Origin of the sequence: Leucobacter sp. OLIS6 (assembly GCF_002752355.1) — a bacterium.
Classification (GTDB): Bacteria; Actinomycetota; Actinomycetes; order Actinomycetales; family Microbacteriaceae; genus Leucobacter.
The window spans coordinates 157,720-168,909 of record NZ_MRAV01000009.1 but is presented as its reverse complement, the minus strand read 5'-3'; the positions used below and the strand labels follow the sequence as shown (position 1 = coordinate 168,909).

General features: G+C 71.8%; 9 protein-coding genes. 5 read left to right on the top strand and 4 right to left on the bottom strand.

The window, feature by feature from the left end; all coding sequences use genetic code 11:
- Window positions 1-7 precede the first annotated feature (7 nt).
- Both BMH31_RS05740 and BMH31_RS05735 read right to left on the bottom strand, forming a co-directional pair.
- Complete coding sequence (locus BMH31_RS05740) at window positions 8-1,780, bottom strand: thiamine pyrophosphate-binding protein (protein WP_099723673.1); 1,773 nt, start codon at window positions 1,778-1,780, stop codon at window positions 8-10.
- Window positions 1,781-1,949: 169 nt separating this feature from the next.
- Window positions 1,950-2,519: a TetR family transcriptional regulator gene (locus BMH31_RS05735; RefSeq protein WP_099723674.1), complete on the bottom strand. Its 570-nt coding sequence runs from the start codon at window positions 2,517-2,519 to the stop codon at window positions 1,950-1,952.
- 169 nt (window positions 2,520-2,688) lie between these two features.
- Between BMH31_RS05735 and BMH31_RS05730 the strand changes: the two genes are divergently transcribed.
- The 4 genes from BMH31_RS05730 (at window position 2,689) to BMH31_RS05715 (ending at window position 6,480) form a co-directional block, all read left to right on the top strand.
- The gene (locus BMH31_RS05730; RefSeq protein ID WP_099723675.1) at window positions 2,689-3,168 is read left to right on the top strand and encodes a DUF3237 domain-containing protein; all 480 of its coding nucleotides are present in this window, start codon (window positions 2,689-2,691) and stop codon (window positions 3,166-3,168) included.
- A gap of 34 nt (window positions 3,169-3,202) precedes the next feature.
- A complete protein-coding gene (locus BMH31_RS05725; protein ID WP_099723676.1) occupies window positions 3,203-4,474 on the top strand; it encodes a flavin-dependent oxidoreductase in 1,272 nt (423 codons plus the stop codon).
- A 32-nt stretch (window positions 4,475-4,506) separates the two neighbouring features.
- On the top strand, window positions 4,507-4,983 hold the full coding sequence (locus BMH31_RS05720; RefSeq protein ID WP_158234954.1) for a DUF3237 domain-containing protein: 477 nt from the start codon (window positions 4,507-4,509) through the stop codon (window positions 4,981-4,983).
- A gap of 120 nt (window positions 4,984-5,103) precedes the next feature.
- A complete protein-coding gene (locus tag BMH31_RS05715) occupies window positions 5,104-6,480 on the top strand; it encodes an MFS transporter (RefSeq protein ID WP_099723678.1) in 1,377 nt (458 codons plus the stop codon).
- A 25-nt stretch (window positions 6,481-6,505) separates the two neighbouring features.
- Here the strand turns inward: BMH31_RS05715 and BMH31_RS05710 are convergent, their stop codons facing one another.
- A complete protein-coding gene (locus tag BMH31_RS05710) occupies window positions 6,506-7,225 on the bottom strand; it encodes an IclR family transcriptional regulator (protein WP_099723679.1) in 720 nt (239 codons plus the stop codon).
- A 191-nt stretch (window positions 7,226-7,416) separates the two neighbouring features.
- Here BMH31_RS05710 and BMH31_RS05705 point away from each other — a divergent pair, with 191 nt between their 5' ends.
- Window positions 7,417-9,324, top strand: coding sequence for an FAD-dependent monooxygenase (locus BMH31_RS05705; protein WP_099723680.1), 1,908 nt, complete (start codon window positions 7,417-7,419; stop codon window positions 9,322-9,324).
- 65 nt (window positions 9,325-9,389) lie between these two features.
- Here BMH31_RS05705 and BMH31_RS05700 read toward each other — a convergent pair whose 3' ends face one another.
- Window positions 9,390-11,078, bottom strand: a complete 1,689-nt coding sequence (locus BMH31_RS05700; protein WP_099723681.1) for a thiamine pyrophosphate-binding protein — start codon at window positions 11,076-11,078, stop codon at window positions 9,390-9,392.
- Window positions 11,079-11,190: the final 112 nt, after the last annotated feature.

Below are 11,190 nucleotides of genomic sequence, written 5' to 3'. Positions count from 1 at the left end.
AGGCCGCTCAGGCGACGCCGTTGACCCGCTGGATCTCGACCTGGTATGGGGCGACGATGCTCGAAGAGATCCGGCAGTCGAGCAGGATCGTGCCGGTGCCTCCGGCAGCGTTCCACTCGGCGAGGGCGTCGAGATCGGCGAGCGTTTCGACGCGCACGCCCCTCGCGCCGAGCGCTGAGGCGAGGCCCGCGAAGTTCGCGTCGGGGATCCGCATGGGGGACTGGTCGAGGCCCATGCGTCCGTAGAGGTGCACCTCGGCGCCGTACGCGGCGTCGTTCCACACGACGATCACGCAGCGGGGCGCGGTGCGGATCGCGGTCTCGAGGTCGGCGAGCGCCATGAGGCCGCCGCCGTCGCCCGTCGACAGCACCACCGTCGAATCGGGGGCCGCCGCCGCGACGCCCGCGACCGTCGAGAAGCCGAGGCCGATGGTCTGATAGGCGGTGCCGACCATCACCATGCGTTCCGGCGACGCGACCGGCCAGAACATGTTCGTCCAGCCGATGAAGTGCCCGCCGTCGGTGGTGACCCGACGATCCGCGGGGAGCAGCTCGCCGATGCGCGCCGCGACGGCCCGGGGGTCGAGCCGGCCGTCGGCGCAGATCCCGTCGGGGTGCTCGTCGGCGCCGGTATCGCGGGCTCGCAGGGCGCCGCCGGGTTCCAGGCCGGCCACGCGCTCGCGCCAATCGCCGGCGGTCGGACGCACCGCTCGCACGGCCGGCAGCAGCTGCCCGAGCACGGAGCGGGCGTCGCCGTGCAGCCGCACATGCGCGATCTCGCGGTTGGTCTTCGGCGGTGCGACCTCGTCGACGTCGACGCGCACCACGGTGGTGCCGGCACCGAACAGGTCGCCGAAGCGCATCGTGAACTGGTTGAGGCTCGCACCGACCACGAGCACCGCGTCGGCGGTCTCGACCAGCTCCATCGCGGCCTCCTGGCCGAAGCCGCCGGTCACGCCGAGGTCGAAGCGCTGCTCGGGGAAGATGCCGCGGCCGAGGGCCGTCGAAGCGGTGATGGCGCCGAGCGCGTCGGCGAGCTCGCCGAGCTCGGCGCGGGCACCCGCGATCCAGGCGCCGCGACCCGCGATGATCAGGGGCCGCTCCGCAGCCGCGAGCGCGGCGACGGCCCGCTCGAACAGCTCGGGATCGAGGGGGGCAGCGGGTTCGGGCGCTGGAGCGGCGGGCTCCGATGCGGCCGGGGCCGTATCGATCGAGGTTGCGGGGGCGGTCGTGAGGTCGTAGGGGATCGCGAGCACCACGGGGCGACGGGTGCGCAGCGCGGAGTCGGCCGCGCGGTCGACGAGCGCGTCGATCCCCTCGGGGGAGACGGTCAGGGTGCGTACGCCGACGGCGGCGGCGAGCAGCTCCTGATCGACGTCCCAGGGACGCGGGCCGCCGGTGGGCGCATCGCCGACGACGACGAGCATCGGGATCCGGGCCTGCGCGGATTCGGCGAGGGCGGTGAGCGTGTTGGTGAACCCGGCTCCGTAGGTGGTGCTGGCGATCGCGAGGCCGCCGCCGACGCGGTGGTAGGCATCGGCGGAGGCGACGGTCGCGGCTTCGTGCCGCACCGTCGTGATGGGCAGGGAGGCCGCGCGCAGGCCCTCCATGAGGTGCGCGTTCCCGTTGCCCATCAGGGCGAAGGCGTGCGTGGCGCGCCGAGCGAGCGCGGCGGCGAGGACGCCGGTGACGGTGGGCGCGGCGGGCTGCGCGGAGTCCGATCGGCCGTGGTCGGTGCCGGCCGAGGGGGCGACAGGGTAGGCAGGGGCGTGCTGAGACATGCTGAGCTCCGGAACGTCGATGTGCGTGGAACTGTATGTCTCGCCGATGCCGGTTCAGCGCCCCTTTTTCGAGCGCCTTCCGCGGAGACCCGGTCTGCGTCGCCGACCGGTCGCGGATGGACGAGCAGATCATAGCGCCGAATCCGGGCGGATCGCAATGCGCTCGGCGTCAGAGCGTCGATATGAGCGCGTCCGCCGCCTGTCGTGCGCGTGCGGTCCGTGCGGGATCGGGGTCGAAGTCGCCGAGGAACACGTTGCCGAGCGCGGCGGCGAGGACGCCGTCGGCGACCATCGCGCAGGACTCCGACGGCGCGTCGGGACGTGACGCGTGCAGGAGCCGCGCGAGGGCGGCTCGGGTCTCGGAGTACGCCTCCGCGAGGATCCTCGCGATCTCGGGCCGGGTGCGCGAGCTCTCGACGAGGCCCAGCACGACCGCGTTCTCGGCGTCGGCCGTGGTGAATTCGAGCCCGAAGAGGTAGTCGAGCGCGGCGTCGAGGGTCCGGGTGCCCCGCGGCAGGATCGTCGGGTTCCCGTCCTCATCGGAGAACACCTCGCGGGCGGTATCGGCGAGCAGCTGGTCGCGGTTTCCGACGAAATGCCGGACGTGCCCGCGCGACATGCCGGCGGCCTCCGCGATCCGGTCGAGCGTGGCGCCGCTGACGCCGTGCAGCGCCATGGTGCGCTGCGTCGCGTCGAGGATCTGGGCACGGCGCTCGGCGGCGACGGTCGGACGGGCCATCGGATCTCCCCTCGGTCTCCTGCGCAGGATAGCGCGGCGATCGATGCACCGCCTAGTCTAGTCGGACTTGACTAATAACTCGGCGAGACCTAGCCTGGCTCCTGCCGTGCCCGAGGCGCCGCGCGGCACCCGTGCACCACCTCAGAGACGAGCCCGAAGGGGGCACCCCATGACCCGCGCACTCCTCGACCCCGGCTTCGACTACGCCTTCGAACTGCGGGTCGACGTCGAGGACGCGGTGCCGGTCGGCGGTGCCGTTCCCGACGAGGGGCTGCACTTCGCGCCGATCACCGGGGGTGACTTCGACGGTCCCCTGCTGAGCGGTACCGTCCGCTCGGGCGGCGGCGACTGGTGGGTCGGCGCCGGGCCCGTGGCCCGCCTCGATGCGCGGTACCTCATCGAGGCGCGCACGAACGACGGCGTCGCGGCGGTCGACGTGGTGAACCGGGGGTACTGGCGCATCGCCGAGAGCGCGGTCGCGCGCCTCGAAGCGGGGGAGCACGTCGGCGAGGACGAGCTCTACTACCGCACCGCCTTCGTCTTCCAGACCGAGTCCGCCGAACTCCGGTGGCTGACCGAGTCGCAGTTCATCGGATACGCGCGCCCCGAGCCCGGCCGCGTGGTCATCCGAGTCTTCCGCCTGCGCTGAGCGCCGACCCACGAATCGAACCAGAGGAACCACCATGCAGATCATCATCGCCGGGGCCGGAATCGGCGGCCTCATCACCGCGCTCAGCCTCGAAGCCGCAGGATTCCGCGACATCGTCGTCGCGGAACGGAGCCGCGAGATCCGCGGCCTCGGGGTCGGCCTCAACCTGCTGCCGCACGCGGTCCGCGAGCTCACCGAGCTCGGCGTCGCCGATCGGATCGCGGAGCTCGGCGTCGAACCGGGCACGCTCGCCTACTTCAACCGGCACGGTCAACCCATCTGGAGCGAGCCGCGCGGGCGCGAAGCGGGATACGCCTGGCCGCAGCTCTCCGTTCACCGGGGGCGTCTCCAGCTGCTCCTGCGGGATCTGGTCGAGGAGCGGCTCGGCGACGTGATCCGCCTCGGCCGCACGCTGGTCGATCTCGATCCGGGCGACGCCGGACGTCGTGCAGTGGCGATCTTCGAGGTCGAGGGCGGCGGTCGCGAGGAGCTCGCGGGCGACGCGATCATCGCCGCCGACGGCATCCACTCGGTCGCGCGTGCGCTGCGATACCCCGCCGAGGGGGCCCCGCGCTGGGGCGGACTCACGCTCTGGCGGGGGACCGCGGTGGTCGATCCGTTCCTCGACGGGCGCACCATGATCATGGCGGGTGACGCCGAGCAGAAGTTCGTCGCCTACCCGCTGAGCGGGCCGCTCGCCGACGGCAGGATCCGCGTCAACTTCATCGCGGAGCGGCGCGGCGGAGGGCTGCCGAACGCCGACTGGAATCGACAGGTCGAACGCGCACCGATCGCCGAGCTGTTCGCCGACTGGCGCTTCGACTGGCTCGATATCCCGGGAACCATCGCCGACGCCGAGGAACTGCTCGAGTACCCGATGGTCGACCGCGACGCGATCCCGCAGTGGACCTTCGGGCGGACGACCCTGCTCGGCGACGCCGCGCACGCCATGTACCCGAACGGCTCCAACGGCGGATCCCAGGCCACGCTCGACGCGCGCACGCTGGCGTACCGTCTCGCGCTCGCGGGAACCGCCGACGGGGTGCCCGCGGCGCTCGCGGCGTACGAGCGGGACCGGCGTCCCGCGACCGCCCGGCTGCTCGAGCTGACGCGGCAGACCGGACCGGAGCGGGTCATGCAGCTCGCCCGCGAGCGCGCGCCCGAAGGGTTCGCCCACGTGCACGATGTGATCTCGCCGGAGGAGCTCGCGGAGATCGCCGCGGAGTACAAGCGTGCCGCCGGGTTTCATCCGGCAGAGCTCGCGGAGCGCCCCTCGCTGAGCGCCGTGACGGGCAACGCGCAGTGAGCCGCTCGGCCTCGGATGATGGGGCGGCGCCCGTGCACACGCCGGCGTCTGCACCCCCGCTGCGCCCGGTCGCCGAGATCCTCGTCGCGCTCGGCGAGCCGCTCGACTTCGGAGGGACGCGCGACGGGCGTCGCCGGTTCACGCCGATCCTCGGCGGCACGTTCCGCGGTCTGCCCGTCGAGCCCCGCGGCCCGGGCTTCGCCTCGGCCGTCGCCGCGATCGACGCCGAGATCCTGCCGGGCGGCGGGGACCGGCAGCTGCTGCGCTCCGATGGTGCGGTGGAGATCGACGCGAGCTATGCGGCGCGCACCGGGGCGGGGACGCTGATCGGGATCCGCGCGAGGGGGATCCGGGTCCCGCACCCGACGGGAGGGCGACCGTACTTCCGGGTCCACCTGCGCTTCGAGGTCGCGGCGCCCGAGCTCGCGGCGCTGCAGTCGATGCTCTTCGTCGCCGACGGTGTGCGCGAGGCCGACGCGGTGCGGCACACGGTGTTCGCGGTGGGGTGAGCGGAGGTCGGCGCCGAGAGCCGCACCAGGGCGTGTTAGGGTGATGTCGCACGAGTGGTGTTCAAATAACGCACAAGTTATTCATTACTTGGATCGACGACAAAGGAGTCCTCCACAGCCATGTCTTCCGCACCCGCAACAGCGTCCTCGCCGCGCGAACTGCGCAGGGTCGCCGCCGCGACCGTCATCGGGACCACCATCGAGTGGTACGACTTCTTCCTCTACGCCAGCGCGGCCGGCCTCGTCTTCGGCGAGCTCTTCTTCAAGCCCGCCGGCCCGCAGGCCGCGACGATCATCTCGTTCGCGACGGTCGGCGTGAGCTTCCTGTTCCGCCCGCTCGGTGCGTTCCTCGCCGGACACTTCGGCGACCGGGTCGGACGCAAGGCGATGCTCGTCATCACGCTCATCCTCATGGGCGCCGCGACGACGCTCATCGGCGTGCTGCCCACCTACTCGCAGGTCGGCATGCTCGCGCCGGTGCTCCTCATGCTGCTGCGGATCCTGCAGGGGCTGTCGACCGGCGGCGAGTGGGGCGGAGCCGTGCTCATGGCCGTCGAGCACGCGCCGAGCGGCAAGCGCGGCCTGATGGGCGCCTACCCGCAGATCGGGGTGCCGATCGGCCTGCTGCTCGCTTCGGGCGTGCTCGCGCTCATGACGGGCGTCGTCTCGCCCGGTGCGGCGTTCCTCGAGTGGGGCTGGCGCATCCCGTTCCTGCTGAGCTTCGTGCTCGTCGTCGTCGGCATCTTCGTGCGCCGGGCCGTCGAGGAGAGCCCGGTGTTCACCGAGATCTCGGAGCGCAAGGAGCAGACGAAGATCCCGATCGTGCAGCTGTTCAAGAAGCACTGGCTCCTCGTGATCCTCGCGGCCCTCACCTTCGCCGGCAACAACGCCGCGGGCTACATGACCACGGGCGGCTACATCCAGAACTACGCGACGACGCCGGTCGCCGACGGCGGCCTCGTCGGGATGGAACGCACCCCGGTGCTGCTCGCGGTCGCGGGCGCCTCGGTCGTCTGGCTCGCCGTCACCTTCTTCGCGGGCGCCATCTCCGACCGGATCGGGCGACGCAATACGTACATCGCTGGCTGGATCGCGTTCCTCGCGGTGATCTTCGTGCTGTTCCCGCTCGTCAACACGGGCGATGTCTGGCTGCTGTTCCTCGGGCTCGCGCTGTTCGCGATCGGCAACGGGCTCACCTACGGCCCGCAGGCCGCGTACTTCGCCGAGCTGTTCCCGGCCTCCATCCGCTACTCGGGCGTCTCGATCGCCTACGCAATCGGCGCGATCCTCGGCGGCGCATTCGCGCCCATGATCTCGGCCTGGCTCGTCGCCGAGACGGGCACGGCGGTCTCGGTCGCCTTCTACATCGCCGGTGTCATGGTGATCGCGTTCGTCGCGACCCTGCTGCTGCGCGATCGCACCGGGATCCCGCTCGGCCCGGAGCACGAGGAGCTCCAGCAGCGCGGGCACTTCGTGTGGGAGAAGGCCGCCGCCTGATCCGGCGCGGAGCCTGAGCCGCTGCTCAGCCGGCGGCCCGGACGATCCGGGCCGCCGCGCTGCGCATCTCGCGCCCGAGCTGGTCGAGTTCGTCGGGGATCCCGATGTGGACCACGGCGAGAGCGGCGGGCGGCTCGCCCTCGAGCCGCAGCGGCACCGCGATCGAGGTGAGCCCGCGGATCACTTCGTCATGGCTGAGCGCGTATCCGTCGATCCGGCTCTGCTCGGCCCCGTCGCTGAGCGGCGCGCCGGCGAAGACTGCCGCGTGCTCGGCGGGCGAGAGCGACGCCTCGATGGCGTGGCCGGGCGCGCCGGCCGAAGCCGGGTGACGGGTGCCGGGGCGCTGCGCCACGGTCGCGTGGCTGCGGCGCGGCTCGACGCTGACCAGAGTGATGACTTCCGTGCCGTCGAGGACGGTCACGAACGCGGTCATGCCGACGGCGTTCGCGAGCGCGGTGAGCTCGGGGAGCGCGGCCGAGTGCAGCGTCGATGCGGCGCCGCGTCCGAGCGCGGCGAGGCGCGGGCCGAGCCGGATCAGGCCGGCATCGTCACGCAGCACGAAGCGGTGCTCTTCGAGCGTGCGCAGGATCCGGTAGGCGTTCGAACGGTGCACGCCGAGCTCCTCGGCGAGCTCGATGATCGACATGGGGCGCTCGGCGTCGGCGAGCGCTTCGAGCGCGCGGAGACCGCGGTCGAGGGTCTGCGAGCCGGCGGTGCCCGCCGGCGTCTCAGCGGGAGAAGCCATGCGACCATTGTGTCGGATCGGCGGAGTTCGGTGCCGTGCCGCCGCGGGGTGGCGGCGGCGTTGTCATCCGGACCGCGCCGACATATGATGTGTGTGCGATATTCAAACATCGTGTTCATATAGTGAACAAGACTTGGGGAGTGGGCCTCCCGAAACCCGGCCCGGCGTCACAGCGCAGTGAAGGAGAAGCCATGCAGTTCCACCACCACGGGTACGTATCGGGAGACCCGCGGATCGCCCCCGCGGCCGGCGTCGGCCTCGATCGGCCGGAGGAGCTCCCGAGCGAGATCGATGTGCTCATCGTTGGGTCAGGCCCCGCGGGCATCGTCGCGGCCGCGCAGCTGGCCCAGTTCCCGAACGTCGTGACCCGGGTGGTCGAGCGTCGCGACGGACGCCTGGTGCTCGGCCAGGCCGACGGTATCCAGGCGCGCAGCGTCGAGACATTCCAGGCGTTCGGTTTCGCGCAGCAGATCATCCAGGAGGCCTACCAGATCACCGAGACGAGCTTCTGGACCCCCGACCCGGAGCAGCCGAGCAACATCGTCCACAGCTCGACCACGCCCGACGATCCCCACGGCATCAGCGAGTTCCCGCACCTCATCGTCAACCAGGCGCGCGTCATCGACTACTTCGCCGACTACGCCCGCCGGGCGCCGGCTCGCGGCGACATCGACTACGGCACCGAGTTCGTCGACCTCGAGGTGGGCGAGGGGGAGTACCCCGTCACCGTGACGCTGCGCAGGGTCTCCGGCTTCAGCGGGGCCGGCATCAACACCGAGAAGGCGGCGGGCGACGGTGTCGAATCCGAGATCACCGTCCGCGCCAAGTACGTCATCGGCGCCGACGGTGCCCGCTCGGCGGTGCGGCGCTCCATCGGCGGGTCCCTCGCCGGTTCGACCTCGTTGCACGCGTGGGGCGTCATGGACGTGCTCGCGGTCACCGATTTCCCCGACTTCCGCAAGAAGTGCATCATCCACTCCGAGGCGGGGTCGATCCTCCACATCCCGCGCGAGGGCAACCACCTCGCCCGCATCTACGTGGACCTCGGCGAGACCGACGAGAACGACGGCGGGCAGGTGCGCAACACCCCGCTCGACGAGGTCATCGCCCGGGCGAACGCGATCATCCACCCCTACACGCTCGACGTGCGCGACGTGCCGTGGCACAGCGTCTACGAGGTCGCCCACCGGCTCACCGACCGCTTCGACGACGCCGCGAGCTCGCCAGACGGCAAGGGACGCGTGTTCCTGATGGGCGACGCCTGCCACACGCACAGCGCGAAGGCCGGCCAGGGCATGAACGTCTCGATGCAGGACGGCTGGAACCTCGGCTGGAAGCTCGGCTACGTGCTCGAGGGGCGCAGTCCGGAGTCGCTGCTCAAGACATACTCCGACGAGCGGTGGGTCACCTCCAAGAACCTCATCGACTTCGACCGTGAGTGGTCGACGCTCATGGCGAAGAAGCCGGAGGAATTCGACTCGCCGTCCGAGCTGGAGGACTTCTACGTCGCGACCGCCGAATTCCCCGCCGGCTTCATGACCCAGTACACGGAGTCGATGCTGACGGGCAACGCCGAGTACCAGGAGCTCGCCTCGGGCTTCCCGCTGGGCAAGCGCTTCAAGTCGGTCATGACGACGCGGGTCGCCGACGCGGTCCCCGTGCATCTCGGACATCACCATCGCGCCGACGGCCGGTTCCGTGTCTACGCGTTCGCGGATGCGTCCGGCGAGCGTCTGGAGCGCTGGGCTCAGTGGATGCTGGAGGATCCGGCATCGCCCGTGCGTCGCTTCACGCCGGAGGGTGCCGATCTGGACGCGCTGCTCGACGTGAAGGCGGTCTACCAGCAGGCGCACGACCAGGTCGGTCTGGCGGCGGTGCCGAAACTCTTCCTGCCCGCGAGCGGTCCGTTCGGGCTCACCGACTACGAGAAGGTGTACGCCGCGCAGCCGGGCGACGGCGACATCTTCGAACTGCGCGGGATCGATCGCGACGGCGCCGTGGTCGTGGTGCGCCCCGACCACTACGTGGCCGCCGTGCTGCCGCTCGATGCGCCCGAGCTGGTCGCCGACTACTTCGCCGGCGTGCTGCTCGAACGATAGGCGGGCGAGCTCGTCGTGTCCGGCTTCGCAGCCGGACGCGGCCTCGGCTGTCGGCGTTCTTCGATCTAGCGGGTGCGCGGAACGTAGCTCGGCACGGTCGGGGAGACCCGGCAGTCCAGCAGGATCGTGCCGGTGCCGCCGGCCGCGCTCCACTCGGCGAGCGCGTCGAGGTGCGCGAGTTCGGTGACCGACACCCCCTGAGCTCCGAGCGCGTGCGCGAGAGCGGCGAAGTCGGCGGCAGAGGATCCGTCGTTCCAGACGACGATGACGCAGCGCCGGGCGGTGCGGATCGCGGTCTCGACGTCGTCGAGCGCCTGCAGGCCGGGGTCGCTGCCCGTCGACAGCACCGCCGTGGAATCGGGCGCGGCTGCGGCCACTCCCGCGATCGACGCGCAGCCGAGTCCGATCGCGCGGAACGCCGAGCCGACCATGATGGAGCGGGCGGGCGAGGCGACGGGCCAGTACCGGCCGGACCAGGCGATCGCGGAGCCGCCATCGGTGGCGACGTAGCGGTCGGCCGGGAGCAGCTCGGCGAGGCGCGCGGCGACCGAGCGCGGGTCGAGGAGCCCGTCCGCGCAGATGCCCAGCGGGTGCTCGGCGAAGCCGGCGTCGCGCACGCGCAGCGCGCCACCCGGCTCGAGGCCCGGAACCCGCTCGCGCCAGCCGCTCGAAGCGGGACGGGAGAGCGCGAGGGTCTCGCGCAGCTCGCGCAGCACGGTCGTGGCGTCGCCGCGGAGTCGGTGCTGCACGATCTCGTGATCGGCCTCCGGGGCGGGGACGTCGTCCACGTCGATGCGCACCAAGGTGGTGTGCGGGCCGAACAGCGTGCCGCCGGCCGTCGTGAAGGAGTTCAGGCTCGCGCCCACCACGAGCACCGCGTCGGCCTCGGAGATGAGCTGCATCGCCGCGTCCTGGCCGAGCCCGCCGACCACGCCGACGTCGAAGTGCGCTGCGGGGAAGATGCCGCGCGCGAGCGCGGTGGTCGCGGTGATGGCCCCGAGGGCGTCGGCCATGAGACCCAGCTCGGTCGCCGCGCCCGAGAGCCAGGCCCCGCGCCCGGCGATGATCACGGGGCGCATGGCAACCGTCAGCGCCTGCACCGCCGAGGTGCGCTCGACCGGATTGACCCCGGTGGGCGGGTGGGGGATCGCCACCGGACGCGGCGCGGACGCGCTCGGCAGCGTCGCCGCGCTCAGGGAGCGGATGACCGCCGGATCGGACAGGTCGATGCCACGGGAATCGGTGAGCGAGGCGGGCGCGCCGATGATGTCGATGGCGACCGACAGCACGACCGGGCGGCGCGTGCGCAGGGCGGAGTCGACGGCGCGGTCGACGATCGCGTCGATGTTGTCGGCCGTGACGGTGAGGGTGCGCACTCCGAGAGCCGCCGCCAGCATCTCCTGATCGACGTCCCAGGGGCGGTTGCCGGTCGTCGGGGCATCGGCGGCGAGCACGATGAGCGGAACGCGCGCCCGGGTGGTCTCGGCGAGCGCGGTCAGCGCGTTGGTGAAGCCCGGCCCCGTGGTCGTGACCGCGACGGCGAGCGTGCCCGTCGCCCGCGCGAAGGCGTCGGCGGACGCGATCGTGGCCACCTCGTGCCCCACCAGGGTCACGCCGATGCCGTGCTGCTCGAGATCGGTGACCAGGGTGGTGTTGACCCGCGCGATGCGGGCGAAGCCCTGCGCCGTGTGGCGGGCGAGCGCGCCCGCGAGCGCCGCGGAGACGGTGGGGGTGGCGAGGTCGATCTGCGACATGGCCGAAGTCTAGCGAAGGGCACCGACATCGGCGGCTCCGGGCATGCGCAGCGCCCCGATTCTGCATGCAATGCGTGCATCTGAAGCGGAATGCTTGCCCGACGGGGTGCTT

What these genes read in the sequence shown, in the direction of transcription:
- BMH31_RS05740 (WP_099723673.1), bottom strand. Translation starts at nt 1,780, where the DNA reads ATGTCTCAGCACGCCCCTGCCTACCCTGTCGCCCCCTCGGCCGGCACC.
- BMH31_RS05735 (WP_099723674.1), bottom strand. Translation starts at nt 2,519, where the DNA reads ATGGCCCGTCCGACCGTCGCCGCCGAGCGCCGTGCCCAGATCCTCGAC.
- BMH31_RS05730 (WP_099723675.1), top strand. Translation starts at nt 2,689, where the DNA reads ATGACCCGCGCACTCCTCGACCCCGGCTTCGACTACGCCTTCGAACTG.
- BMH31_RS05725 (WP_099723676.1), top strand. Translation starts at nt 3,203, where the DNA reads ATGCAGATCATCATCGCCGGGGCCGGAATCGGCGGCCTCATCACCGCG.
- BMH31_RS05715 (WP_099723678.1), top strand. Translation starts at nt 5,104, where the DNA reads ATGTCTTCCGCACCCGCAACAGCGTCCTCGCCGCGCGAACTGCGCAGG.
- BMH31_RS05710 (WP_099723679.1), bottom strand. Translation starts at nt 7,225, where the DNA reads ATGGCTTCTCCCGCTGAGACGCCGGCGGGCACCGCCGGCTCGCAGACC.
- BMH31_RS05705 (WP_099723680.1), top strand. Translation starts at nt 7,417, where the DNA reads ATGCAGTTCCACCACCACGGGTACGTATCGGGAGACCCGCGGATCGCC.
- BMH31_RS05700 (WP_099723681.1), bottom strand. Translation starts at nt 11,078, where the DNA reads ATGTCGCAGATCGACCTCGCCACCCCCACCGTCTCCGCGGCGCTCGCG.